The 24,268-nt window shown below is 60.6% G+C and carries 22 protein-coding genes; 8 read left to right on the top strand and 14 right to left on the bottom strand.

All coding sequences use genetic code 11. The annotated features are described in order from the left end of the window. Positions 1 to 18: 18 nt before the first annotated feature. The 7 genes from PS14A_RS00475 (at position 19) to PS14A_RS00445 (ending at position 6,658) form a co-directional block, all read left to right on the top strand. On the top strand, positions 19 to 1,212 hold the full coding sequence (locus tag PS14A_RS00475) for an SfnB family sulfur acquisition oxidoreductase (RefSeq protein WP_212615039.1): 1,194 nt from the start codon (positions 19 to 21) through the stop codon (positions 1,210 to 1,212). After that, positions 1,212 to 2,603 (top strand): LLM class flavin-dependent oxidoreductase, encoded by a 1,392-nt coding sequence (locus PS14A_RS00470; RefSeq protein WP_212615038.1) that lies wholly within the window; start codon positions 1,212 to 1,214, stop codon positions 2,601 to 2,603. The genes PS14A_RS00475 and PS14A_RS00470 overlap by 1 nt, the downstream gene beginning before the upstream one ends. Positions 2,604 to 2,688: 85 nt before the next feature. After that, positions 2,689 to 3,498 carry a MetQ/NlpA family ABC transporter substrate-binding protein gene (locus PS14A_RS00465; protein WP_130912083.1) on the top strand — a complete coding sequence of 270 codons (810 nt, stop codon included), beginning with the start codon at positions 2,689 to 2,691 and terminating at the stop codon, positions 3,496 to 3,498. A gap of 2 nt (positions 3,499 to 3,500) precedes the next feature. Then, a complete protein-coding gene (locus PS14A_RS00460; RefSeq protein WP_212615037.1) occupies positions 3,501 to 4,622 on the top strand; it encodes an ATP-binding cassette domain-containing protein in 1,122 nt (373 codons plus the stop codon). Continuing rightward, the gene (locus tag PS14A_RS00455; protein WP_016772208.1) at positions 4,612 to 5,256 is read left to right on the top strand and encodes a methionine ABC transporter permease; all 645 of its coding nucleotides are present in this window, start codon (positions 4,612 to 4,614) and stop codon (positions 5,254 to 5,256) included. The genes PS14A_RS00460 and PS14A_RS00455 overlap by 11 nt, the downstream gene beginning before the upstream one ends. Positions 5,257 to 5,569: 313 nt before the next feature. Further along, positions 5,570 to 5,926, top strand: a complete 357-nt coding sequence (locus PS14A_RS00450; protein WP_041477463.1) for a hypothetical protein — start codon at positions 5,570 to 5,572, stop codon at positions 5,924 to 5,926. Positions 5,927 to 6,031: 105 nt separating this feature from the next. Beyond that, complete coding sequence (locus tag PS14A_RS00445) at positions 6,032 to 6,658, top strand: class I SAM-dependent methyltransferase (RefSeq protein ID WP_212615036.1); 627 nt, start codon at positions 6,032 to 6,034, stop codon at positions 6,656 to 6,658. Between the two features lies 1 nt (position 6,659). Here PS14A_RS00445 and PS14A_RS00440 read toward each other — a convergent pair whose 3' ends face one another. The 4 genes from PS14A_RS00440 to PS14A_RS00425 form a co-directional block, all read right to left on the bottom strand. Then, positions 6,660 to 8,879: a glycoside hydrolase gene (locus PS14A_RS00440; RefSeq protein ID WP_249121118.1), complete on the bottom strand. Its 2,220-nt coding sequence runs from the start codon at positions 8,877 to 8,879 to the stop codon at positions 6,660 to 6,662. A 121-nt stretch (positions 8,880 to 9,000) separates the two neighbouring features. Further along, positions 9,001 to 12,063 (bottom strand): efflux RND transporter permease subunit, encoded by a 3,063-nt coding sequence (locus PS14A_RS00435; RefSeq protein ID WP_212615035.1) that lies wholly within the window; start codon positions 12,061 to 12,063, stop codon positions 9,001 to 9,003. Next, positions 12,060 to 13,124, bottom strand: a complete 1,065-nt coding sequence (locus PS14A_RS00430) for an efflux RND transporter periplasmic adaptor subunit (protein WP_212615034.1) — start codon at positions 13,122 to 13,124, stop codon at positions 12,060 to 12,062. Before PS14A_RS00430 ends, PS14A_RS00435 begins: the two co-directional genes overlap by 4 nt. Next, complete coding sequence (locus PS14A_RS00425; protein ID WP_137215045.1) at positions 13,121 to 14,224, bottom strand: efflux RND transporter periplasmic adaptor subunit; 1,104 nt, start codon at positions 14,222 to 14,224, stop codon at positions 13,121 to 13,123. Before PS14A_RS00425 ends, PS14A_RS00430 begins: the two co-directional genes overlap by 4 nt. A 194-nt stretch (positions 14,225 to 14,418) precedes the next feature. Here PS14A_RS00425 and PS14A_RS00420 point away from each other — a divergent pair, with 194 nt between their 5' ends. Next, complete coding sequence (locus tag PS14A_RS00420; RefSeq protein ID WP_212615033.1) at positions 14,419 to 15,579, top strand: AAA family ATPase; 1,161 nt, start codon at positions 14,419 to 14,421, stop codon at positions 15,577 to 15,579. A 111-nt stretch (positions 15,580 to 15,690) separates the two neighbouring features. Here PS14A_RS00420 and PS14A_RS00415 read toward each other — a convergent pair whose 3' ends face one another. The 10 genes from PS14A_RS00415 to PS14A_RS00370 all read right to left on the bottom strand — a co-directional run bounded on the left by PS14A_RS00415 (position 15,691) and on the right by PS14A_RS00370 (position 24,192). Next, entirely contained in the window at positions 15,691 to 16,563 is an 873-nt protein-coding gene (locus PS14A_RS00415) for a transporter substrate-binding domain-containing protein (RefSeq protein WP_212615032.1), read from the bottom strand. Then, positions 16,560 to 17,342: an amino acid ABC transporter ATP-binding protein gene (locus PS14A_RS00410; protein ID WP_212615031.1), complete on the bottom strand. Its 783-nt coding sequence runs from the start codon at positions 17,340 to 17,342 to the stop codon at positions 16,560 to 16,562. Before PS14A_RS00410 ends, PS14A_RS00415 begins: the two co-directional genes overlap by 4 nt. Further along, on the bottom strand, positions 17,339 to 17,998 hold the full coding sequence (locus PS14A_RS00405; protein ID WP_212615030.1) for an amino acid ABC transporter permease: 660 nt from the start codon (positions 17,996 to 17,998) through the stop codon (positions 17,339 to 17,341). Before PS14A_RS00405 ends, PS14A_RS00410 begins: the two co-directional genes overlap by 4 nt. Beyond that, positions 17,979 to 18,644 (bottom strand): amino acid ABC transporter permease, encoded by a 666-nt coding sequence (locus tag PS14A_RS00400; RefSeq protein ID WP_212615029.1) that lies wholly within the window; start codon positions 18,642 to 18,644, stop codon positions 17,979 to 17,981. Before PS14A_RS00400 ends, PS14A_RS00405 begins: the two co-directional genes overlap by 20 nt. A 665-nt stretch (positions 18,645 to 19,309) precedes the next feature. After that, positions 19,310 to 20,107 carry a MetQ/NlpA family ABC transporter substrate-binding protein gene (locus PS14A_RS00395; RefSeq protein WP_016772222.1) on the bottom strand — a complete coding sequence of 266 codons (798 nt, stop codon included), beginning with the start codon at positions 20,105 to 20,107 and terminating at the stop codon, positions 19,310 to 19,312. Positions 20,108 to 20,274: 167 nt separating this feature from the next. Beyond that, positions 20,275 to 21,207: a sigma 54-interacting transcriptional regulator gene (locus PS14A_RS00390; protein WP_122698836.1), complete on the bottom strand. Its 933-nt coding sequence runs from the start codon at positions 21,205 to 21,207 to the stop codon at positions 20,275 to 20,277. A 51-nt stretch (positions 21,208 to 21,258) separates the two neighbouring features. After that, on the bottom strand, positions 21,259 to 21,840 hold the full coding sequence (locus PS14A_RS00385) for an alpha/beta hydrolase (RefSeq protein WP_007918704.1): 582 nt from the start codon (positions 21,838 to 21,840) through the stop codon (positions 21,259 to 21,261). A gap of 368 nt (positions 21,841 to 22,208) precedes the next feature. Next, positions 22,209 to 22,610 carry a biopolymer transporter ExbD gene (locus PS14A_RS00380; RefSeq protein WP_007972930.1) on the bottom strand — a complete coding sequence of 134 codons (402 nt, stop codon included), beginning with the start codon at positions 22,608 to 22,610 and terminating at the stop codon, positions 22,209 to 22,211. A 1-nt stretch (position 22,611) separates the two neighbouring features. After that, entirely contained in the window at positions 22,612 to 23,337 is a 726-nt protein-coding gene (locus PS14A_RS00375; RefSeq protein WP_041477454.1) for a MotA/TolQ/ExbB proton channel family protein, read from the bottom strand. 45 nt (positions 23,338 to 23,382) lie between these two features. After that, complete coding sequence (locus tag PS14A_RS00370; RefSeq protein WP_130912301.1) at positions 23,383 to 24,192, bottom strand: energy transducer TonB; 810 nt, start codon at positions 24,190 to 24,192, stop codon at positions 23,383 to 23,385. Positions 24,193 to 24,268 lie beyond the last annotated feature (76 nt).

Below are 24,268 nucleotides of genomic sequence, written 5' to 3'. Positions count from 1 at the left end.
GTCATCTGGAGAACCCCTATGACGCTATCCCATCACGTCGCGGTCATCACCAGCGATGAGCAAGCCCTGATCGTCGCCAGCGACCTGGCCGAAGATTTCAAGCGCGACAGCGCCCTGCGCGACCGCGAACGCCGCCTGCCATTGGCAGAGCTGGAAGTGTTTTCCCGCTCAGGCCTGTGGGGCATCAGCGTGCCGAAAGAATATGGCGGCGCTGGCGTATCCAACGTCACCCTGGCCAAAGTCATCGCGCTGATCGCCCAGGCCGACGGCTCGCTCGGGCAGATTCCACAGAACCATTTCTACGCACTGGAAGTGCTGCGCGTGAATGGCAGCGATGAACAGAAACAGCGCCTGTACGCCGAGGTTCTCGCCGGCCAGCGCTTTGGCAATGCCTTGGCAGAACTGGGCACCAAAACCGCTCACGACCGCGTCACCAGTCTCAAACGCGACGGCGCTGGTTATCGCATCAACGGTCGCAAGTTCTACTCGACCGGGGCGATTTACGCGCAGCGCATTCCGACGTCGGTGGTCGATGAAAACGGCGTACAGCAACTGGCCTTCGTCCCGCGCGAAAGCAAGGGCCTGACGGTGATCGACGACTGGAGCGGCTTCGGCCAGCGCACCACCGGCAGCGGATCGGTAGTGTTCGAAGATGTGTATGTAGCGGCCGAAGACGTGCTGCCGTTTCAGAGCGCTTTCGAACGCCCGACCACGGTCGGCCCGCTGGCGCAGATTCTCCACGCCGCTATCGACACCGGCATCGCCCGCGCCGCTTACGAAGATGCCTTGCATTTTGTGCGCAGCAAGACCCGTCCGTGGATCGATTCCGGCAACGACAAGGCTACCGACGATCCGCTGACGCTGAAGAGCTTCGGCCACTTGAGCATTCGTCTGCACGCCACCGAAGCCTTGCTCGAACGTGCCGGTGAATTCCTCGATGCCGCGCAAGCTGAAACCAATGCCGAAACTGTCGCCGCCGCGTCGATAGCAGTTGCCGAAGCGCGGGCGATCAGCACGGAAATTTCCCTCGCCGCTGGCAGCACGCTGTTCGAACTCGCCGGCAGTCAGGCGACGCTGAGCGAACACGGCCTCGACCGGCACTGGCGCAACGCTCGCGTGCACACCCTGCACGACCCGGTGCGCTGGAAGTATCACGCCGTGGGCAATTACTACCTCAACGATGAAAACCCTCCGCTGCGAGGGACGATCTGATGAGCGCTGCGAAAAAGAAGATTCTGCTCAACGCGTTCAACATGAACTGCATCGGCCACATCAATCACGGCCTGTGGACCCATCCGCGCGACACCTCGACGCGCTACAACACGATCGAATACTGGACCGAACTGGCGCAGTTGCTTGAGCGCGGATTGTTCGATGGCTTGTTCATCGCTGACATCGTCGGCGTCTACGACGTCTACCAGAACTCGGTCGACGTCACGCTGAAAGAGTCGATCCAGTTGCCGGTCAACGATCCGCTGCTGCTGGTTTCAGCGATGGCAGCCGTCACCAGAAACCTCGGCTTTGGCCTGACCGCCAATCTCACTTACGAGCCGCCGTATCTGTTCGCCCGACGCATGTCGACGCTCGATCATCTGAGTCGCGGCCGCGTTGGCTGGAACATCGTCACCGGTTACCTGGACAGCGCCGCCAAAGCCATGGGTCTGCGCGAACAGGTCGAGCATGATCGCCGCTACGACCAGGCCGAAGAATATCTGCAGGTCTTGTACAAGCTCTGGGAAGGCAGCTGGGAGAACGGCGCGGTGCTCAACGACCGCGAGCAGCGCATCTACGCCAACCCGGACAAAGTGCACAAGGTCGAGCACCAGGGCGAGTTCTATCAGGTCGAGGGTTATCACCTCTGCGAGCCGTCACCGCAGCGCACACCGGTGCTGTTTCAGGCCGGCAGCTCCGACCGCGGCTTGCTGTTTGCCGGGCGTCATGCCGAGTGCGTGTTCATCAGCGGCCAGAACAAACCATCGACCAAAGTGCAGGTCGACAAGGTCCGCGCCAGCGCCGTCGAAGCCGGGCGCGATCCTCGAGACATCAAGGTGTTCATGGGCCTCAATGTGATCGTTGGCGCGACTGAAGAAGCGGCGTGGGCCAAGCATGCCGAGTACCTCAGCTACGCCAGCGCCGAAGCCGGCGTGGCGCATTTTTCCGCGTCCACCGGCATCGACTTTGCCCAATACGAAATCGATGAGCCGATCCAGTACGTGAAGAGCAACGCCATTCAATCGGCGACGAAAAATCTGCAGAACAACGACTGGACCCGGCGCAAATTACTCGACCAGCACGCCCTTGGTGGTCGTTACATCACCGTGGTCGGTTCGCCCGAACAAGTGGCGGATGAACTGGAATCGTGGATCGCCGAAACCGGTCTGGACGGCTTCAACCTCACTCGCATCGTCACCCCGGAAAGCTATGTCGATTTCATTGAGCTGGTGATTCCGGAGCTGCAGCGGCGCGGTTCGTACAAGACCGCGTATGACAGCGGCACCCTGCGTGAGAAGTTGTTTCACGGTGAGGCGCAGTTGCCTGAGCAACACAGCGGATCTTCGTACAGGCATCAGAAGCTTCGCGAGCAGGCTCGCTCCCACATTTGAAATGCGTACCCCTGTGGGAGCGAGCCTGCTCGCGAAGAGGCCCTCCCCCGACAGCAAAATTCATGCACTGACTGGAAAAACCACCATGACCAAGAAAACCCTGTCCCACCCAGTCAAAGCACTGGCCCTGGTCTTCGGCCTGTTCAGCTCGGCTATCTTCGCCGCCGACGCCCCGTTGAAAATCGGCACCACTGCCGCTTTCGCCATTCCGCTGGAAGCCGCCGTCGAGGAAGCTTCCAAACAAGGCCTGAAAGTCGAGCTGGTGGAATTCACCGACTGGATCGCGCCCAACGTCAGCCTCGCCGCTGGCGACATTGATGTGAATTATTTCCAGCACATTCCGTTTCTGGAGAATGCCAAAGCCGCGTCCGGTTTCGATCTGGTGCCGTTCGCACCCGGGATCATCAACAACGTCGGCCTGTATTCGAAGAAATACAAAAGCTTCGATGAGCTGCCCGAAGGCGCCAGCGTCGCCATCGCCAACGACCCGATCAACAGCGGACGGGGTTTGCAATTGCTCGCCAAGGCCGGGTTGATCACCCTGAAACCGGGCGTCGGTTACAAGGCCACCGAGGACGACATCGTCGCCAATCCGAAAAAGATCAGGATCCTTCAGGTCGAAGCCGTGCAGCTGGTGCGCGCCTATGACGACGCCGATCTGGTCCAGGGTTATCCAGCCTATATCCGCTTGGCGAAGACCTTCGATGCCGGCTCGGCGCTGCTGTTCGACGGTCTCGACCACAAGGAATACGTGATCCAGTTCGTCATCCAGCCGAAGAGCAAAACCGACCCGCGCCTGATCAAGTTCGTCGACATCTATCAGCATTCACCGGCCGTTCGCGCAGCACTGGACAAGGCCCACGGCAAGCTCTATCAGGCCGGCTGGGAAAGCTGAACATGACTGCGGCGATCCAACGGCGACTGGAGTTTCCAGAGCCACACCACGCTGAAAAAACCGAGCTGCACCCCGAGCTGAATCGCGCCCACGTACGCTTTATCGGCGTGGGCAAAACCTACGACGGCCGACAAGGTCCGGTCGCGGCTTTGCAGGGCATCGACCTGGCGATTCAGCGCGGCGAAGTGTTCGGCATCATCGGCCGCAGCGGCGCTGGCAAGTCGTCGCTGATCCGCACGATCAATCGCCTGGAGCAGCCAACGTCGGGGCGGGTGTTGATCGATCAGGTCGATATCGGCGAGTTCGATGAAAACCGCCTCGTCGCCCTGCGTCGGCGCATCGGCATGATCTTCCAGCACTTCAATCTGATGTCGGCCAAGACCGTCTGGCAGAACGTCGAGTTGCCGCTGAAAGTCGCCGGCGTGCCGAAGGAGCAGCGCGACAACAAGGTCCGCGAACTGCTTGAACTGGTCGGCCTGCAGAGCAAGCACAAGGCCTATCCGGCGCAACTCTCCGGTGGGCAGAAACAGCGTGTCGGCATTGCCCGCGCGCTGGTGCATGACCCGGACATTCTGCTCTGCGATGAAGCGACATCGGCGCTCGACCCGGAAACCACGCAGTCGATCCTCGGCCTGTTGCGCGAGATCAACAAACGCCTGGGCCTGACCATTGTGCTGATCACCCATGAGATGGCGGTGATACGCGAGATTTGCGACCGCGTCGTCGTCCTCGAACATGGCCATGTGGTCGAGCAAGGGCCGGTGTGGCAAGTGTTCGGCAATCCGCAGCACGAGGTCAGCCAGACCTTGCTCGCACCACTGCAACACGCCTTGCCGGAAGAATTGCAAAGCCGTTTGCAGGCGCAATCCACGGCTTCTGATGCAGCGGTGGTGTTGCGTTTGCAGTTCACCGGCGGTGCCGCTGATGAACCGGATCTGGCTGCATTATTTGCGGCGTTGGGCGGCCGAGTGAAGCTGCTTCAGGGCGGCGTGGAACGGATTCAGGGTCATGCGCTGGGGCAGCTTTTACTGGCCGTCAGCGGCTCGACATTCAGCGCCGAACAATTGCGCGAACGCGCCGGGCAGTGGGCGCAACGAGTGGAGGTATTGGGCTATGTGGTTTGATCGCTTGCTGCAGGGTTTTATCGACACTTTTTTGATGGTCGGCGTGTCGTCGCTGATCGCGCTGCTGGCGGGGATTCCCATGGCGGTGATTCTGGTCACCAGCGACAAGGGCGGGATCTACGAAGCGCCGCTGTTGAACCGTGCGCTGGGCGCCTTCGTCAATCTGTTCCGCTCGATCCCGTTCCTGATTCTGATGGTCGCGCTGATTCCATTCACCCGCCTGATCGTCGGCACCACGTATGGCGTGTGGGCCGCTGTGGTGCCGCTGACAATCGCCGCAACGCCCTTCTTCGCGCGGATCGCCGAAGTCAGTCTGCGCGAGGTCGATCATGGTCTGATTGAAGCTGCGCAGGCCATGGGTTGCCGACGCTGGCACATCGTCTGGCATGTGCTGTTGCCCGAGGCGCTGCCGGGAATTGTCGGGGGGTTCACCATCACCCTGGTGACGATGATCAACTCCTCGGCCATGGCTGGGGCAATTGGTGCTGGTGGGCTGGGGGATATCGCTTACCGCTACGGTTATCAGCGCTTCGATAGCCAGATCATGTTGACGGTGATCGTCTTGCTGGTGGCGCTGGTGGCGGTGATTCAGTTGGGTGGCGACAGGCTGGCGCGGGGGCTGAATAAGCGCTAAGGTCGATAGCGGCAGGTGGCCATCAACCGCGCCCATCTGATCGCGTTATTTTGGGCGATGCCCTTCATTAAAATCAGATGCTTCCTACACGAATTTTGTCTTTTCGCCAGCCCGAACCACGCGGGTTTGCAGGACGATTCCTAGAATAATTTACCCGCTTGTACCCGAAATATCCTGTAGCTAATCTCCGGTCGTCACTGTTTTGCGGTGACTGGATTCAGTTGTCCGGCCGGCAACTGATCCGCGTGCAGCCGCCGTCCTGCTCGTTTAGTCGCGAAATGGTTGGCTCCCACTTGAAGTCAGGAGTTTACCCATGGAAAAAAATCTTGCCGATCCGCCACTCAGCCTTACCTCAAGCAAGCGGTTCACCGAGGATTTGCTCAAGGATCGCTCTGCACTGTGCCGCGCCGTCGACTCACATCTGGCCGGCAATCAGGTCACGTTGGCGGGGCAGAAACGCGTCTACAGCATCAGCGAAGATGTGACGCTGGAGGACGCCCAACTGTATGTTGCCGATCTGCTGCGCTGCGCTTCGGTGACCGTCCATCAATGCGGTGACCAGCTCGGGGGCGCGGATCGGGCCATGGTGTTCTCGGTCTGGCATCTGCTGGAAATGGCCAAGGCGATGATGGACCGCTCGATCGATTGTCTGGGAGCGAAGCAGCACTGAAGCCTGGCACCCATCGCCGCCTGCACTGGCCCCAGCGCAGGCGGCGTTTTTTTGCCGGTGAAAAAGCTTATAGTCCGCCCTCACACCGCCAATACAGCATCGATCATGAAGCAAACGCCCAGCGACCTCGAACAGATCACCGCCACTACCCTCGGTCACTACAACTCGGTGGCCGAGGACTTTCGCGAAGGCACTCGCGACCACGATGTCAGCCAGAATATCGAGGCCTTGCTGCGCCACATTCAGTCTGAGTCGCCGTTGACAATTCTCGATTTCGGCTGCGGTCCGGGCCGTGATCTGCAGACCTTTACACGCATGGGCCACGTCGCGATCGGCCTCGATGGCTCGCAGGAATTCGCGCGCATGGCCCGCCAGGACAGCGGTTGCGAAGTCTGGCAGCAGGACTTTCTCAAGCTTGATCTACCCGCCGAGCGCTTCGACGGCATCTTCGCCAATGCCGTGCTGTTTCATGTGCCGTTGCAGGTGTTGCCGCAAGTGCTACGGCAACTGCACGGCACCTTGAAACCGGGTGGCGTGCTGTTCAGTTCCAATCCGCGTGGCGACAACCAAGAGGGCTGGAGCGGGCCGCGCTACGGCTCGTATCACGATCTCGAAGCCTGGCGCGGGTTGCTGACGGCGGCGGGTTTTGTCGAGCTTGAGCATTATTACCGGCCTGCGGGCTTGCCGCGCGAACAGCAGCCTTGGCTGGCGAGCGTGTGGCGCAAAGTCTGAATCAGGGCGCTGCCTGTACCTGATATTGGCTGACGCTGCCGTCCGCGAACAATGCAGTCAGGCTGTGTCCCGGTAACGTCCGGCCCTGCCAATTGCGTGGAGCGGCGTCGAAATTGGCCAGCAGTCGCGTGCCGTCGGCAAACGTCGTCTGCTGTACCAGGCGGTCCTCGCTCAACCAGTCAAAAGCGGTCAGCGCTTGCGTCGCCAGACGTTCGTGCAGCGGACGAAAGAATCGATCCTGACGCACGATCAACGGCAAGCGCTGATCAAGGCTGGCCGCACTCAGGTGGTACAGCGGCGGTACGTTGTAGAGCAACTGGGTGAGCTCGTTTTCCACCCGCACGTCGCTCAGTTTCAGGTTATCGAACAACCAGTGATGACTGGTGATGACAGAGCCGTGGAATACCGTCTGATACAGCGGTAAACGGCTGGCGGCGGCGAAATGAACGCGTCGGTAGTCAGCCTTCAACCGGGTCGGTTTGAAGAACACCGCTGGCTGCTCCGGTGGGTACCATTGGCCGACGAAAAAGTCCGCTGTGCCCGGCTGCTGCATGTCGCGATCGCCCCAACCGATCACTGGCGTCTGCATGCCATGTGCGAACAAGACCCCCTGAACGGTGGCGGCATTGCCATCCTCGGAGCCGCTCGGCAGCTGCAACACTTCGTTGATCCAGCGCGATGCTGCAACGTTGCCCGCGGCATTCTGCGCCTGGGTCATCGGTGCGCCGGGACGATAACTGTCGAAGAGCATGCCAGCGGCGTAAGCATCGACAAACCAGCTGTTGAAGCCGGCGGCATCCCGGATAGTACTGATGCGCCGTTCGAGCAACGGTCGTACACACCGCGGATCGGTATAGTGACCGGACTGCTGAAACCCGCTTTTCAGCGCACCGTTTTCCTCCACGATCGCACACTCGGTATTGGCCCGGTCGCCCAGGTGCGCAGTGGTCCAGTCCGGATTTTCATCCCGGCGCAGCGCGGTTTCGTAGGAGTCATAGGGGGCAATCAGATACCCCGCAGAGACGGCGGCGCGCACCGCCTCGGGATGCCAGAGTCCACCTTCCCAGCCCTCGCCGAGCCCAAGCCATAAACGCGAAAGTCCAGCGCTCTGCAATCGTTCAATGGTTCGCCGCGACAAGGTACGCCCCCAGCGCGAAGGATCAGGCGCCAGCGTACCCTTCAGAACAACGGCCAGCTGCTCGCGCACCTCAGCGTACCCGTTGACCAGCGCCTGCATGTCCGGCACCGCCCGCGCCTGCCAGGTTTTGCGCGCCTGAGTGTTCAGCGCGCGATTGAGACTGCGCAGCATCACAGTCTGTTGATAGCGATTGAGTACGGTCTCGCTGGCGAGCAACCGCAGCGCTTCAGGATCCATCGCCGCCCGAAGTTCACTGACCAGCACACCCGGGCCGCGCAATCGGGCAATCAGCAGCGGCCAGTTGCGCACATCGTCGGGGCCGAGCAGATCGTTGCCCCACAGATAGACATGCGCGGCACCGATCAGCTTGGCGGCTTGCGGGGTCTTGATCAGCTTGTTCGCCAAGCTTTCAAATTGATCACTATCGATGAGCCACTGCTTGTAGCGCTTGGCCCCGGCCAACGGATCGGCAGCGCCGAGAAACAGGCTGAAGGTCAGCGGCTTCGAGGGTTCAAGCGTAGTGAAACGGTGCCTGGCCGACAGCCCCAGCGCATCGCCATTGGCCTTGAAGCGCAGTTGATTGTTGTAAGGGTTGGTCAGCAGCCAGTGCAGGCTGAAATTCTCGTACTCCATCCCCCAAAGCGGCAGGCTCAAGTCCTGGGTGGTATCGAGCGCGCCCTGCGCGAGCAGGAATTTTTGCCACGCCCGGTCACCGCGCGGCACGTAGCGCCCTTCGGCAAGCGGCCAGATCAGCGCCTGGCCCATTGCACTGGCGGGCTGATGAATAAACTCGATTTGCGAGGGCGAGTTAGCCGTAATCGAAAACGTCAGGTCACGCTGGTCCAGGTCAACACTGAGCAACCAGCGCCCATCGTCCCATTGCCAATCAATGCGATTGCCATGCCTGACCATGTCGCTGACCTTGTGCCGCAGCACGCCTGCCGAAGCTTGCACTGGTGGCGCGTCGGCCGATTCAACCCGCACCGCCAGCGTCGCAGGATCGACCTGCACCCGCCACAGCTGGTTTTCCAGCAGCACTTCGGCCAGTGCTGCCGGCGACAGGCTCAAGCCAGCGAGCAGCAACCATCAGCGTAACCAGCCGGAAACAGTCGACATGGCACGTCCCTCTTCGAAAGAAGAAGGGACGTTAGCGCAGTCCTCTCACGCTGTAAGTCAGACCTTTCCCAAATATCGCAGGGCTATCTCACTGCGCCGGTTTTTCATCCTTCTGCGGTTCGCGGATCTTGTACCAGGCGACATACAGCGCCGGCAGAAACAACAGCGTCAGCAGCGTCGCCACGACAATGCCGCCAATCATCGCGTAGGCCATCGGCCCCCAGAACACTTCGCGGGCAATCGGGATCATGCCCATGCTCGCTGCCGCTGCGGTCAGCAGGATCGGCCGGCGCCGGTGTTCGGTTGCTTCCACGACCGCGTCCCACGGCGCATAGCCTTTCTGCTCGAACTCATCGATCTGCGTTACCAGAATCACCGAGTTGCGGATGATGATGCCGATCAGCGCGAGAATCCCCAGGATCGCCACGAAACCCATCGGCGTGCCGGTCGGCACCAGTGCCAGCACCACGCCGATCAACCCCAGCGGCGCAACACTGGCGACCAGGAACATCTTCTGCACGCTGTGCAACTGGATCATCAGGAACGTCGCCATGAGGAACAGCATCAGCGGCAGCACCTTGGCAATCGGCCCCTGGGCCTTGCCGCTTTCCTCGACCGTACCGCCGGTAGCGACCTTGTAGCCGACCGGCAGTTTCGAGGCAAAAGCATCGATCGACGGCTTGAGCAGTTTCACCAGATCGGTCGGCTGGATTTCGTCGCGCACCGAGGCCTTGATGGTGATGGTCGGCAAGCGGTCACGACGCCACACCAGCGGCTGTTCCAGTTCATAACGCACGGTGGCGAACGCCAGCAGCGGAATCGAGGTGCCGCTCGGCGTAACGATCTGCAGGTTCTGCAGGGTTTCCGGCGTGCCGCGTTCGGAATCCACCGCGCGACCGACCACGTTGATCAGATAGATATCGTCATCGACCTGGGTCAACGGCGAGCCACTGACGATGCTGTTCATCAGGTTGGCAACGTCTTCGGACGACAGCCCGAGTTGCCGCGCCTTGTCCTGGGCGATGTCGATGCGCAGGACTTTGCCCGGCTCGTTCCAGTCGTAAATGATTTCGCCGATGTGCGGGTTCTTGTCCAGTTCGGTGGCCAGGTCGATGGCGTGTTTGCGCACCTGATCGACATCTTTGCCGCTGACTCGATACTGAATCGGACGCCCCACCGGCGGGCCCATTTCCAGGGCCTGCACGTAGCTGCCGATGCCGACGAAGTCTTTGTGCAGGCGCTCACGCAGGCGCTGACTCAACGCCTCGCGGGCTTCGAAATCCTTGCTGACGATCACCAGCTGCGCGTAGTACGGGTTCTGCAATTGCTGATCCAGCGGCAGGTAGAAACGGATCGCGCCCTGGCCGATGTAAGTGCTCCAGCGCACGATGTCCGGGTCGCCTTTGAGCGTCGCTTCGAGCTTGTCCACCGCTTTGCGGGTTTCGTCGATCGAGGCGTTTTGTGGCAGGTTCAGGTCGACGAGGATTTCCGGGCGATCCGAAGCGGGGAAGAACTGGTTCTGCACGAAACGCATGCAGAACACCGCCAGCACGAACAGCAGCACGGTGATGCCGATCGCCCACCAGCGGTTGCGCATGGCCCACAACAGGCCGCCGTTGAAGGCGCGACCGATGCGCCCCGGCTCGGCATCATGCGCCTTCACGTTGGCGCTGAGGATGTGCACGCCGATCACCGGTGCAAAGAACACTGCGACTACCCACGAGACGATCATCGCCACGGCGATCACCGCAAACAGCGTGTAGGTGTACTCACCGGCCGAGCTGGCATTGAGACCGATGGGCACGAAACCGGCGACGGTCACCAGCGTACCGGTGAGCATCGGGAACGCGGTCGAGGTGTAGGCGAACGTCGCCGCCTGCTCCTTGCTCTCGCCCATCTCCAGGCGCGTGACCATCATCTCCACCGTGATCATCGCGTCGTCCACCAGCAGACCGAGGGCGATGATCAGCGCGCCGAGGGAAATCCGCTGCATGGTGATGCCGCTGTATTCCATGAACACAAAAACCATCGCCAGCACCAGCGGAATCGAGCAGGCCACCACCAGACCGGCGCGCACGCCGAGGCTGATGAAGCTCACCACCAGCACGATGATGACCGCTTCGAACAGCGCGCTGGTGAAACCGCCAACGGCCTCTTCCACCACCACCGCCTGATCGGACACCGTGTGCACGCCAACGCCGACAGGCAAGTCAGCGGTGAGCTGGTCGATGCGCTCGTGCAGCGCCTTACCGAATTCCTGAACGTTGCCGCCCTTCTGCATGGCAATCGCCAGGCCGATCGCCGGTTTGCCGTCGAAGCGGAATTCCGGTGTCGCCGGATCGACGTAGCCACGGCTGATCTCGGCGATGTCCGCCAGACGATAGAAGCGATCGTTGAGCTTGAGATTGACCTCGGCCAGATCTTTCTCCGACTCGAACTGGCCCGAGGTGCGCACGGAAATCCGCTCCGGCCCCGCCTCGATCACCCCGGCCGGGGTCACGGCGTTCTGCGATTGCAGGCTCTGCACCACTTGGCGCTGATCGATACCTAACGCTGCGAGTTTGCGCGTGGAGAAATTCAGGTAAATCGTTTCGTCCTGCTGGCCGACCATTTCGATCTTGCCCAGCCCTGGCACGTTGCGGATTTCTGCGCGCGCCTGCTCCACGTAATCGCGCAACTGACGCATGGTCAGGCCGTCGGCGGTGAAGGCGTAGACCGAGCCGTACACGTCACCGAACTCATCGTTGAACCCCGGCCCCTGAATGCCCTGGGGAAACTGGCCGCGAATATCGTCGATCTTCTTGCGCACCTGGTACCAGATTTGCGGAATGTCCTCAGCGCTGGTGGTGTCGCGCAGGTACACGTAAACCGTCGACTCGCCGGGGCGGGTGTAGCTTTTCACGTAGTCGAGGGAATCGAGCTCTTCGAGCTTTTTCTCGATGCGGTCGGTGACCTGTTTGAGGGTTTCTTCCTGGGTCGCGCCCGGCCATTTGGTCTGGATCACCATGGTCTTGATGGTGAACGACGGGTCTTCTTCGCGGCCGAGATTGAAGTACGAAAACACCCCCATCAGCAGCCCGACGAACATCAGGTACCAGACGAATGACTGGTGCTTCAAGGCCCATTCGGAGAGGTTGAAAGAGCCTTTCATTGACTGTCCTCGTCAAGTTTTACCGATTGTCCGGGTTTGAGACTGTTGACGCCGGCGCTGACCACGCGCTCGCCGTTTTGCACGCCACCGGCCAGCACCACGCTGTGGTCGCCACGGCTGACCACACTGACGTCGCGCGGGTTGACGGTTTTGTTTTGCGTGTCGATCACCCAGATTCGGGGTTTGCCATCGACTTCCTGCAACGCCGTCAGCGGCAGTTCGATGCGCGGCTTGATCGCCGAGCTGAGGGTCACGCTGATCGCGGTGCCGAGGCGGAAACCGTCCGGCGTATCCGACAGGGTCAGGCGCGCGCGGCGGGTGCGCGTGGCGCTTTGTGCCTGGGGTTCGATCTCGCGGATGATCGCCGTGGTGCTGATGCTCGGGTCGAGTTGCGCAGCCACCGAGAACACCACGTCGCTGGGCAACTGATCGACCAGGGTATCGGGCAGATCGATCACCGCTTCCTTGATGTCCGGTTGCGCCAGCGTCACCACTTGTTGCCCGGCGGTTACCACTTGCCCGGCTTCGGCGTTCCACGCGGTGACCACGGCTTTGTGATCGGAGCGCAGCTCGGTGTAGCTCAGTTGATCCTTGCTCTGGCTGACCGCCGCGCGCGCCTGATCGAGCGAGGCCTGAGTGGTTTTCAGGTCGGTGTTGGCGACGTCCAGTTGCGCCTGCGCACCGACGCCGCGATCGAACAGCGCTTGCTGACGGCGCGCGTTGGCCTGGGCGTTGATCAGTTGCGCCTGGATCCTCGCCAGATCGCCCTGGGCCGAACGTAACTGGTTCTGCTGGTCGGATGGGTCGAGAGTGGCGAGCAAGGTGCCCTTCTGCACCTCGGCGCCGACATCGACGTTACGGCTGGCGATGCGTCCGCCGACGCGGAAACCGGTGTTGCTCTCGTAGCGCGCCTGAATGCTCCCGGCAAAGCGTCCGAGGCTTTCTTCGTTGAGCGCTTTGACCGTGACCGAAAGCACCGGGCGTACCGGTTCCGGCGGCGTTTCCTTTTCCGAGCAGGCGCCCAGCAGCAGCGCCATGCACAACAGGCCGAGACGCTTCATGGCTGCGCTCCGGGTTGCAGATCCTTGTAGGTGTTTTCGGCAATCTCGACTTTCATGCCTGGGTGCAGCAACTGGCCGCCGGCGACAATGACTTTCTCGCCGCCCTTGAGGCCTTCGCTGATGATCACTTTGCCGGTCAGGTAACGGCCGACCGTGACCGTATGCAACTGCGCTTCGCCTTTGTCATCGACCAGCCACACCGCCGGGTCGCTGATGTTTTTTGTCAGCGCCGACCAGGGCAGTTCCACCGCCGATTTGCCGGTGCCCTTGGCGGTGGCACTCACTACCGAACCGAGCTGCATGCCCGGCGGCAGCTTGTCGAGGCTGACCTTGACCTGCACGGTGCCCGATTGCGCCGACACCGAGGGGGTGATTTCACGCACGGTGCCGGTGGTTTTGATCTCGGGGTTGTCGAGCAGGCTGACCACGATCGAGCGATCGGACGGCCGCTCGGCCAGCAGCGATTCGTAGACATTGAATACCGCGTCGCGGTCGCCATCACGGGCGAGGCTGAAAATCGGCGCGGTGGCCTGCACCACTTGGCCGACTTCGGCCTGGCGCTCGGTGATTACCCCGGGTGCATCGGCGATCAGCGAGGTGTAACTGAGCTGGTCCCTGGCGTTGGCCAACTGCGCCTGCGCCGCACTCAATGCGCTCTGGCTGCTGCGCAGCGCGGCTTGCGCCGAATCGTATTCGCTCTGGCTGGTGTAGCCCTTGGGCAGGAGTTTTTGCTGACGCACGAAAGCGGCCGCCGCTTGCTTCACGCGGGCCTGTTCGGCGACAACTTGGGCTTGAGCGGAATCGACGTTGGTCTGCAGATCTTTCGGATCGAGTTTGGCCAGCACCTGTTTGGCGGTGACGCGGTCGCCGACATCGACCATGCGCTGGATGATCTTGCCGCCGACGCGGAATGAAAGCTGCGTCTGCACCCGCGCCTGCACGTCACCGGTGAGGGTCACCGCGGCGGCGTAGTTGGCCGGTTCGACCTCTTGCACAAAGACCCGTGGCAAATATTCCTGAGCAGGTTTCTTGTCGCCGCAAGCGCTGAGCAAAGTGAACAGACTCAGCATGACTGCTGTTTTCATTCCGGGACTTGCCATGCAGACTCCTTCCTGTGTACGAACGTGCAAGTGACGATACGACTGTGAGCTTAGAACAGGGTTCAACGTTCGCCTGAGCGATCACAACATTTCCGTGCAGGAGCTGCCGAAGGCAGCGATCTTTGCTTTTTCAAGATCAAAAGATCGCAGCCTTCGGCAGCTCCTACAAGGGCCGCCCGAAGAGAAGGAATTCCATGCTTTATACCTTGGCCGTGGCCAATTACCGCTCGATCAACAAACTGGTGATTCCGCTCGGGCGTCTGAACCTGATCACCGGGCCGAACGGCAGCGGCAAGTCGAATCTCTATCGCGCGTTGCGCCTGCTGGCGGAAACCGCCCAGGGCGGCGTGGTCAACGCGCTGGCGCGTGAAGGCGGGCTGGACTCGACGTTCTGGGCCGGACCGGAAACCATCAGCCGACGCATGCGCAACGGTGAGGTGGCGATCGAGCCGACGGTGCGCCACGGCGTGAAAAGGTTGCGCCTGGGATTCGCCGGCGAGGATTTCAGTTACGCCATCGGCCTGGGCCTGCCGGAGCCGAGCACTTCATGCTTTTCCCTCGACCCGGAAATCAAGCGTGAGTGCATCTGGGCCGGCCCGGTGTTCCGCCCGGCGAGCCTGCTGGTCGATCGCAACGGTCCGATGATCCGTGCCCGCGAAGGTCGCGCCTGGGATGTGCTGGCACAACACACGCCGAATTTCGACAGCCTGTTCGATCAGGTCGGCAATCTGCGCAGCTCGCCGGAAGTGTTCCAGATGCGCGAATTCATCCGGCGTTGGCGCTTTTATGATCACTTTCGCAGCGATGCCGACGCGCCGGTGCGTCAGCCGCAACTGGGCACACGCACGCCCGTGCTGCATCACGATGGCCGTGATCTGGCAGCGGCCCTGCAGACGATTATCGAGATTGGCGATCCGCAGTCGTTAACAGCGGCGATCAGCGATGCGTTTCCCGGCGCGCGGCTGAACATTGCATTGTTGGCCGGTGGCCGTTTCGCTATCGAGTTTTATCAGGAAGGCTTGTTGCGACCGCTGTCAGCGGCAGAACTCTCCGACGGCACCCTGCGCTATCTGCTGCTGATCGCCGCCCTGCTGACCCCTCGACCGCCATCGCTGATGGTGCTCAACGAACCGGAAACCAGCCTGCACCCGGACCTGCTGCCGGCGCTGGCACGGCTGATCATTCGCGCTTCGCAGCAGTGTCAGGTGTGGGTGGTGTCCCATGCACGGCGGCTGATCTCGGCGTTGCAGGAAGATCCCGAGTGCAATTGCATCGTGCTGGAGAAAACGCTGGGGCAGACCGGGATTGTCGGGCAGCGGGTGCTGGATGAGCCGGCGTGGCATTGGCCGGATTGAGCGGTGACTGAAAAATTCGCGAGCAGGCTCGCTCCCACAATCGTACGCGGTCGAATGTGGGAGCGAGCCTGCTCGCGAAAGCGATTCAAGCGTCACCGCTGAATCAAGGCACTAGCCCTGCCACTTGCCCCCTTCAACAATCACACTCTCAGGCCGGGTCTCATCGCTCAGTTCTTTGCGCACATATTGGTCATACAGCTTGAGCAGGTATTTCTCCTCGCCCAATTTGGCCAGCTCGGTATTCACCCAGTCACGCAACTCGAGATTGCCCTTCTTCACGGCTGGCGCAATCGGCGCCTCGGCTCCGAGCTTTTCTTCGAGCACGCGATAGCCCGGGTTCTGCTTGGCCCAGCTGAACAGCACCAGATTGTCCTGCGCATAGGCATCGCCACGGCCATTGGCCAAGGCTTGCAGCGATTCGGAGTTCTTCTCGAACTTGAGCAGTTTCCAGTCCGGGTGGTTCCTGGTCAGCCAGATATCCGCGGTGGTGCCGGTGGTGACAATCGTGGTGCGCGTGGCCAGGTCATCAAGTTTCTTCACCGAACTGCCCTGCGGCACCAGCGCCTGCACGGCCACCTTGAGGTTCGGGTTGGTGAATTCCACCGCTTCCTTGCGCTCCGGGGTGACGGTCATATTGGCGAGAATCAGGTCGACCTTGTCACTCTGCAGAAACGGAATGCGACTGGCCGGCTCGACGGCAACGAACTCGACCTTGTTTTCATCGCCGAGCAGATCCTTGGCGAAACGCCGACCGATGTCGGTATCGAAGCCAACGTAGCGTCCGGCCTCATCGACGAAACCGAACGGTGGCTTGTCGGTGAAGACGCCGACAATCAGTTTGTCGCGGGCCTTGATCTTGTCCAGATAACCGGCCGGCGCGGCGCTTTCGCTGGCGACTTTCGGCTTTGGCGGCTCTTCGGTTTTACCACAACCGGCAAGCAGGGCGAGGCTGAGCAGGGGCAGTAACAAAGCGGCAGTTTTCATAGCGGTTCCAGTTCCTTTGTCGGATTCGTTTTTGGCAGTGTGGCAACGAAGGAGAACTTCTCCAGAAACTGCTGCGCGCGTGCGGTTTGCGGGTTCGTAAAGAAAATCTCGGGTGGGGACTGTTCAAGGATGCGCCCGGCATCCATGAACACGATGCGGTCGGCCACCGCCCGGGCGAAGGCCATTTCGTGGGTGACGATCAACAGGGTCATGCCTTCGCGGGCCAGGCCTTGAATGACTTGCAGCACTTCCTTGACCATTTCCGGGTCGAGGGCAGCGGTGACTTCGTCGAAGAGCATGACCCGAGGATTCATGCACAGCGATCGGACAATGGCGATGCGCTGCTGCTGGCCGCCCGAGAGCTGACGCGGGAAAGCATCGCGCTTGTCCAGCAGGCCGACACGCTCAAGCAAGGCTTCGGCCTGCTGTTGCGCTTCTCGGCGCTGACGCTTCTGCACCTTGAGCGGGCCGAGCAGCAGATTGTCCAGGACGCTCATGTGCGGGAACAGGTGATAACTCTGGAACACCATGCCGATCTGCTGACGGATTTTGCGCCAGTCAGTGGTCTTGTCCAACAGCTCGCGGTCGAGGAATTTCAGGCTGCCGCTGTGGGCCTCTTCCAGACCATTGAGGCAACGCAGCAAAGTACTTTTGCCGCAACCGCTGGGTCCGAGAATGACCACCACTTCGCCGCTCTGCACTTGCAGGTCGATGCCATCGAGCACCTGCTGCGCGCCATAGAATTTGTTGAACCCGTGAAACTCGATCAGTGCGCTCATGCTTGCGTCCAGCGCCGCTCCAGCACGCGCGAAGCGGCCGAGAGCGGGTAGCAGATGAAAAAGAAAAACAGGAATAATGCGCCGTAGATCAGTACCGATTCGTAGGTGCGCTCGATGATCTGCTGGCCGACCTTGATCACATCCACCACGCCAATCAGCACCGCCAGGGAACTGGTCTTGATGATCCGCGTATAGACATTGATGGTCGGCGGCGTCATGCGCTTGAGCGCTTGCGGCAGCAGCACGTAGCCATAAAGTTGAGCTGCATTGAGGCCGATCGACAGCCCAGCTTCACGCTGCCCGCGCGGCAACGAATGCAGCGCACCGCGCGCCACTTCGCCAACCTCGCTGGCGCCCCACAGCGACAGCACCAGCACCGCGCACCAGAAGCTCGGCAGGCTCAGGCCGAAGAAAATCGGCAAGCCGAAGAACAGCAGATACAACCAGACCAGCACCGGAATCGCCCGGAACAGCTCCAGATAGATACGCAAAATCGCGTTGAGCCACGTAACGTTCAACGTGCGCAAAACACCGTAAAGCACGCCGCCGACCGTGCTGATGGCGATGCTCAGAAACGAGATCGACAAAGTCTGCCCGGCGCCTCTGGCCAGTTGCGGCAACGATATCCACAGCAACTCAAGACCCGAACTGGCCATGCTGGAGCCTCCTTTCCAGACGGCTGAGCAACAGCGACAGCGGCAAGAACAACAGCACGCAGATCAGCGTCAGCACGGCGAGCATTTCGTAGGTTTTGTAATAGAGCGCGATGTAGCTTTTGGTGGTGTAGAGGATTTCCGGCACCGCTACCGCCGAGACCACGGTGGTTTCCTTGAGCAGGAAAACGAAATTGGCGAAAAGCGAAGGCAGGCTGAGAATCCCCGCCTGCGGCAGGATCACGTAACGCAGTAATTGCCCGTGAGACAGGCCAATTGACCGCCCGGATTCCAGTTGTGCCTGGGGCACCGCATCGACGCCGGCGCGCAGCACTTCGGTGAGATAGGCGCCGCCAAGGAAAGTCATGGTGATGATTGCCGCAGTGAAACCGGAAACCTGGATCCCCACTGCCGGCAACGCGAAGTAGACGAAGAACAGTTGAATCAGCAACGGCGTGTTGCGCGCCAGCTCTACGTAGAGGCCGACCATTTTCTGCAGGTATGGCGTGCGAAACACCAGAATCGTCGCGTTGAGCAGCGCGACCAGCAGCGAAGTGCCGATCGCGATCAAACCGACCTGCAGAGTCACGCCGACGGCTTTCAGAAAAGCCGGCAGAGTGCTGAGGATAAAGGCGTAGTCGAAAGTCATTAAGCGTCCTGACGCTGCTTGGTAAGCGGCGATGATGCAATCCATGGACGGCGGATGGCTGTCCGGCAGGCACTGACTTTATAGGTATAAAAACAAGAATTTAAATACCGTTAAAGCATATTGATATCACCCAAAAAACTATCCTGTGGGTTTGCCGGGAAGGAATAAGACGGCTATTTTTCTTTGCGCTGTAGGACGGATCTTTTTTTCACGAAAGACCTCCAAGGAACCACAGCTTTTGGCCAGACTCTCCGGCCCATTCACCACAAGGAAGAAAGACATGGACGTAAAAGTACCGCAGCGGCTGGATCCGCAGGACATTGTGAAATTGCTGGTGGCGTTGAGACGGGCGTTGAAGACCACAGCGTAAATCAAAAGCCCCTCACCCCAGCCCTCTCCCGGAGGGAGAGGGGGCCGACCGAGGTGTCTCGCGTTGTACATCGACCTGGAAGATCTTGGCGATTATGGCTTGGCTGGGCTTCAGCGATGCTGGATTCAGAGCGATACGTTCAGGTCGGCGTATCTCTCGAATATCCCCGTATCGGTTCCCTCTCCCTCTGGGAGAGGGTTAGGGTGAGGGGCTTTTTAACGCACACACAAAAACGCCGATGACCATCACAGGCCATCGGCGTTTTTGCATCTGAAGCAGATTCACTCAAGTCAGGTCAGAACGCCGGCAACACCGCGCCGCTGTACTTCTTCTCGATGAACGCTTTGACTTCCGGGCTGGTCAGCGCCTTGGCCAGTTTCTGGATCGCGTCGCTGTTCTTGTTGTCCTCACGGGCCACCAGGAAGTTCACGTACGGCGAGTCGGCGCCTTCGATCACCAGCGCATCTTTCTGCGGGTTCAGCTTGGCTTCCAGCGCGTAGTTGGTGTTGATCATGTCCAGATCAACTTCCTTCAGCACGCGCGGCAGCAGGGCCGATTCCAGTTCCTTGAACTTGAAATTGTGCGGGTTCTTGGCGATGTCTTTCGGCGTTGCCAAGGCGTTTTTCGGATCTTTCAATTCGATCAGACCAGCCTTCTGCAGCAGGATCAGGGCGCGGCCGCTGTTGCTGCCTTCGTTGGGGATGGCGATGGTTGCGCCGTCCGGCAGTTCAGCCAGGGTCTTGTACTTGCTCGAGTAGCCACCGAACGGTTCAACGTGAACGCCCTGCACGGTCACCAGGTACTTGGATTTGTCATCCTTGTATTTGCCCTGGTTGAAGCTGTTCAGGTACGGCAGGGTCTGGAAGTAGTTGGCGTCGAGACGCTTCTCGCCAACCTGTACGTTCGGTTGCACGTAGTCGGTGAAGACCTTGATTTCCAGATCCACGCCTTCTTTGGCCAGGGTCGGCTTGATCAGCTCAAGGATTTCAGCGTGGGGCACCGGCGTTGCGGCAACCACCAGTTTCTCGCCAGCGTTGGCGAAAGAAGCCGTCAGTGCAGCCGCCAATGCGGTAAACAACAGAACCTTTTTCATGCAGTGTCCTTATCGAAAATCACGGTCGTCATCGACGACGGCATTTAATACGTGTGCCAGTGAAGTGATATCGCTGGCGTGAGGCGGACAATACCCGTATTTTTTATTCCCGGACAATAACGTTTATTCAGCTTCATATTCCATTTTGTTCATGTTGAAAAAAATGTTCACACCGCCTCGCTCAAGCGAATCAGCCAATCTTTCAAGGCCTTACGCTCTGCACTGCTACCACCTATATGGGTCTGCCTGACCAGACGTTCGATCTGAACCTGCGGCGCAGACGCGTCAGGCAGGTTCAGGTGTTCCGGCAAAATCTCGTCACCGGTGCTGACCAATAGAGCGAAATGAATGACGTTTTCCAGTTCGCGAGTGTTGCCCGGCCAGCTGTGTTGTTCGAGTACATGCTGAGCGGCTTCGCTGATCAGCGGCACGGGCAAGTCGAGACGCTGGCTGTAGATGCCAAGGAAATACTCCGCCAGCGAGAGAATGTCGCCGGTACGCGCGCGCAACGCCGGCAGCTCCAGATGACCTTCGCTGAGGTAGTGATAGAGCCGCTCGTGGAATTTCCCGGCGTCCACGGCCTGGGCCAGATCGATGCTGGTCGCCGCCACCAGACGCACATCCACCGGGCTCGGCTGATGCGCACCGACGCGGGTGACTTCGTGGTTCTCCAATGCCGCAAGCAACTTGATCTGAATCGGCAGCGGCAGATCGCCGATTTCATCCAGGTACAAAGTGCCGCCGTTGGCCGAACCGAACCAGCCGGCGCGGCTGCTGGCCGAACCACTGTAGCTCCCGGCGGCGTAGCCGAACAGTTCGGCGTCGGCGTAAGTCGGGCTGATCGCGCCGCAGTTCACCGAAACGAACAGACCACTACGGTCGCTGGCGCGGTGAATATGCCGAGCGAGCAGCTCTTTACCGGTTCCGGTTTCACCGCGAATCAACACTGAAATCGAACGTGGAGCCAACTGCTCCAACTCCTCGCGCAATTGCCGCGAGCGCGGGTCGACAAACACCAGCGCCTTGGCGCGAATGCTCAGGGGACTTTTTTCCGCATCGGGAAAGGTCAGCAAGGGCTGACCGAAGGTTTCGAAACTCATGGCAGGCTCCCGCCCAAAACCGCCAGCCGACGGGGGCGTTGAATAATAAGGTCAGGCGCGACGGCGGGCGTGGTGTTCCAGGCGGTTCTGCAGGCGATAGAGATAGGCGAAACCCTGCTCCCAACGCTGGTGCCCGGACTTGACGTTGATGTGCCCGGCCCCGGCAAGAATCCCCGCCTCCGCGCCCCAGTTGCGCGCCAGCTCTAAAGCGCGCGGCGCACTGACGGCGGCGTCGTTGTCGGAGCTGACGACCTGACTGGGGAACGGCAACAGGTCCGTCGGAATCGGCGCGAAATTGCGCAGTGCCGGCGCACATGCAGGGCGCTCGACATCGGCCGGCGCAACCAGCAACGCCCCGCGCACCTGACGCAGGTATTGCAGGGGCGCTGTCGCCGCCCAGTGGGCAACGGTGATGCAACCGAGGCTGTGAGCGATGAGAATGACCGGCGTGCTGTCGGCGGCAATCGCTTCGGCCAGCGCGGCGACCCAGTCCTCACGGCGCGGCGTCAGCCAATCGGCCTGTTCCACCCGCGCGCTGTTTGGCAGGCTGTTCTGCCAATGGCTTTGCCAATGATCTTCTGGCGATCCTTGCCAGCCCGGCACAATCAGGTAGCGGATTGATTCGTTGCGCATGGGAAGCTCTCCTGCGGCGTGTCTGTTCCGGGTCGAGTATAGGGAGAGGAGTTATATTCGTTAAGGAATAAGAAGCTATTTATTAAGACCTGAATTGAATATGAGATTTGTGCATGGCTTGAAATCTTTTTCCCCCTCACCCCAGCCCTCTCCCCCACGGGGGGCGAGGGGGAAAGGGAGCCGATCTTCATGCCGTTCAAATCCTGAGTTCGACTCGAAATCTCAGGTCGGCGTACCTTGAACAATCACCACGGTCGGTCCCCTCTCCCTCTGGGAGAGGGCTAGGGTGAGGGCTTTGCTTCTAATGCCAGAAATAAAAAAAGGGCCGCACCCTGCCAAGGAGACGGCCCCGGAAAAACGAAAACCTGTCACCGCGCGGTGATCACCGACAACTTGGTAATCCCCGCCCGTTCAATCGAAGCCATGGCTCGCGCCACTTCGCCGTAATTCACCCCGTCATCGGCCTGCAATTGCACGCGCACTTCCGGGTCCTTGGCCTTGGCCGACTTGAGGTTGAATTCCAGCAAGTCGGGCTGAATCTCGTCCTTGTTGATAAACAGCTTGCCGGCGCCGTCGATGCTCACCACCAGCGGATCCTTCTGCTCGACCGGCGCCACCGCTTCGGTCTTCGGCAGGTTGATCGGTATTGCGTTGGTCAGCAGCGGCGCGGTGACGATAAACACCACCAGCAGCACCAGCATCACGTCTACCAGCGGCGTCACGTTGATCTCGCTGAGCACCTCATCGGTGTCTTGCGTGGAGAAGGCCATATCAGGACGCCTCCTTGACTTTTGCCGCGTTGCCCGACGTTGCAACCTTGTGTGCGGTCGGGTGGATCAGCACGCGGAACGCACTCTTCTGCGCCAGGCTGTAGAAGTCGTGGGCGAAGTCATCGAGATCCGCTGCGGTCAATTTCAGACGGCGCAGAAAGTAGTTGTAAACCAGCACCGCCGGCACCGCGACGGCGATCCCCACGCCAGTCGCGACCAGTGCCGCACCGATCGGGCCGGCCACGGTTTCCAGGCTTGCCGAACCAGCGGCGCTGATGCCTTTCAACGCTTCCATGATTCCCCACACCGTGCCGAACAAACCAATGAACGGCGAGGTGCTGCCAATACTCGCGACCACCGCCAGACCGGTTTCCAGCGAACGGCGTTCGCGGACGATCTGCTGGCGCAAGGCACGCTCGAGGCGATCCTGATGGTTGATCGCCTGGCTCAGATCATTCGCCTGCGGCGCCTCGCCCACCTGGATTGCTGCGTAACCGGCCTGCGCCACGCGCGCTGCGGCGCCGGGCTGGGTTTCGCTCAACTCGGCGGCGGCATCCAGACTCGACGCCGCCCAGAAACGTTTGTGAAAGCGCCGATCCTGCGCTTTCAGACGACCGAACTGCACAGCCTTGAGCAAAGCCAGGCCCCAAGTGGCGACGGAAAAAACCACCAGCAGCCAGATCACCGCGCTTTCGATGGATTCCAGTGGAGATGCCAGTAACGTCATGATGTGTTCCCTCGTGTAAACATTTCGCGCGAATTTGGTTGCGGTTTAATGAATCTTGAAATCGATGGGCACGCTGACCCAGCCGTCCTGGGCGACATCACCCTGCTTGGCCGGGACGAAACTCCAGCGCTTGACGGCATTCAGCGCCGCATCGTCGAGCTGCTGCCGGCCACTGCTTTTGGCAATCTGAATCTCGCCCGGTTTGCCGCTGGCCAACACATGCACCCGTAACAACACCGTGCCCTCCCAACCGCGACGCTGGGCCAGCGACGGATATTCCGGTGCCGGGTTTTTCAGATACGCAGCGTTGGCTGACGCCGGGGTAACGGGCGCCGGTGCCGGTGGCGCAGGAGGCGCTGGCGCGGCGACCGGGGCTGCGGGCTTCGCTGGCGCTGGCGGTTGCTCTACTGCCTTCGGCGCCGGTTTGGGCGGCGGTTTCACCACCGGTTTGGGTTTGGCGATCGGCTTGGGCGGCGGCGGTTTCACCGCCAACTCGTCCTCCACTGGCGGTGGCGGCTCGACCACCGGTGCCGGTGGTGGCGGCGCAACAACCGGCCGCGCGGGCGGAGCCGGATGCGAAAACTCGATGGTCATCGGCGGAATTTCCGGCGGTACCACCGGCAGCACTGGCGTCGGTTTCTGGCTGACCCAGTAAATCACCGCGCCATGCACGACCAACGCGAGCACACCGAGCAAAAGGGTTTCGCGTCGACTCAAAATGCTCTTTGGCGCACGTTGCAAACGCAACTGCCCCAACGGCACCCGATGCGGCCGGCCAAGATCGACCAGCTCGCCACTCGGCATGTGCCGCCACAGCAATTCCCCTGCGCTGGCGGCGGTCTGGACATTGCCCATTGTTCAACTCCCTGCGGTCTTTTTGCGTTCTCTACAAAAACTGCCGATCAACCGTTTGTTGAATCCCCCACGGTGG

The organism is Pseudomonas sp. 14A (assembly GCF_018132745.1).
GTDB classification, from domain to species: Bacteria; Pseudomonadota; Gammaproteobacteria; order Pseudomonadales; family Pseudomonadaceae; genus Aquipseudomonas; species Aquipseudomonas mercuritolerans.
Note: the sequence above shows the minus strand (reverse complement) of the source record. Positions and strands in the feature narration are given on the sequence as shown.

Bases quoted from the DNA above. Each gene is read 5' to 3' on its own strand.
- PS14A_RS00465 (WP_130912083.1), top strand. From the start codon at position 2,689: ATGACCAAGAAAACCCTGTCCCACCCAGTCAAAGCACTGGCCCTGGTC.
- PS14A_RS00400 (WP_212615029.1), bottom strand. From the start codon at position 18,644: ATGACTTTCGACTACGCCTTTATCCTCAGCACTCTGCCGGCTTTTCTG.
- PS14A_RS00475 (WP_212615039.1), top strand. From the start codon at position 19: ATGACGCTATCCCATCACGTCGCGGTCATCACCAGCGATGAGCAAGCC.
- PS14A_RS00420 (WP_212615033.1), top strand. From the start codon at position 14,419: ATGCTTTATACCTTGGCCGTGGCCAATTACCGCTCGATCAACAAACTG.
- PS14A_RS00395 (WP_016772222.1), bottom strand. From the start codon at position 20,107: ATGAAAAAGGTTCTGTTGTTTACCGCATTGGCGGCTGCACTGACGGCT.
- PS14A_RS00415 (WP_212615032.1), bottom strand. From the start codon at position 16,563: ATGAAAACTGCCGCTTTGTTACTGCCCCTGCTCAGCCTCGCCCTGCTT.
- PS14A_RS00455 (WP_016772208.1), top strand. From the start codon at position 4,612: ATGTGGTTTGATCGCTTGCTGCAGGGTTTTATCGACACTTTTTTGATG.
- PS14A_RS00410 (WP_212615031.1), bottom strand. From the start codon at position 17,342: ATGAGCGCACTGATCGAGTTTCACGGGTTCAACAAATTCTATGGCGCG.
- PS14A_RS00470 (WP_212615038.1), top strand. From the start codon at position 1,212: ATGAGCGCTGCGAAAAAGAAGATTCTGCTCAACGCGTTCAACATGAAC.
- PS14A_RS00445 (WP_212615036.1), top strand. From the start codon at position 6,032: ATGAAGCAAACGCCCAGCGACCTCGAACAGATCACCGCCACTACCCTC.
- PS14A_RS00450 (WP_041477463.1), top strand. From the start codon at position 5,570: ATGGAAAAAAATCTTGCCGATCCGCCACTCAGCCTTACCTCAAGCAAG.
- PS14A_RS00390 (WP_122698836.1), bottom strand. From the start codon at position 21,207: ATGAGTTTCGAAACCTTCGGTCAGCCCTTGCTGACCTTTCCCGATGCG.
- PS14A_RS00435 (WP_212615035.1), bottom strand. From the start codon at position 12,063: ATGAAAGGCTCTTTCAACCTCTCCGAATGGGCCTTGAAGCACCAGTCA.
- PS14A_RS00460 (WP_212615037.1), top strand. From the start codon at position 3,501: ATGACTGCGGCGATCCAACGGCGACTGGAGTTTCCAGAGCCACACCAC.
- PS14A_RS00425 (WP_137215045.1), bottom strand. From the start codon at position 14,224: ATGGCAAGTCCCGGAATGAAAACAGCAGTCATGCTGAGTCTGTTCACT.
- PS14A_RS00385 (WP_007918704.1), bottom strand. From the start codon at position 21,840: ATGCGCAACGAATCAATCCGCTACCTGATTGTGCCGGGCTGGCAAGGA.
- PS14A_RS00370 (WP_130912301.1), bottom strand. From the start codon at position 24,192: ATGGGCAATGTCCAGACCGCCGCCAGCGCAGGGGAATTGCTGTGGCGG.
- PS14A_RS00430 (WP_212615034.1), bottom strand. From the start codon at position 13,124: ATGAAGCGTCTCGGCCTGTTGTGCATGGCGCTGCTGCTGGGCGCCTGC.
- PS14A_RS00405 (WP_212615030.1), bottom strand. From the start codon at position 17,998: ATGGCCAGTTCGGGTCTTGAGTTGCTGTGGATATCGTTGCCGCAACTG.
- PS14A_RS00375 (WP_041477454.1), bottom strand. From the start codon at position 23,337: ATGACGTTACTGGCATCTCCACTGGAATCCATCGAAAGCGCGGTGATC.
- PS14A_RS00380 (WP_007972930.1), bottom strand. From the start codon at position 22,610: ATGGCCTTCTCCACGCAAGACACCGATGAGGTGCTCAGCGAGATCAAC.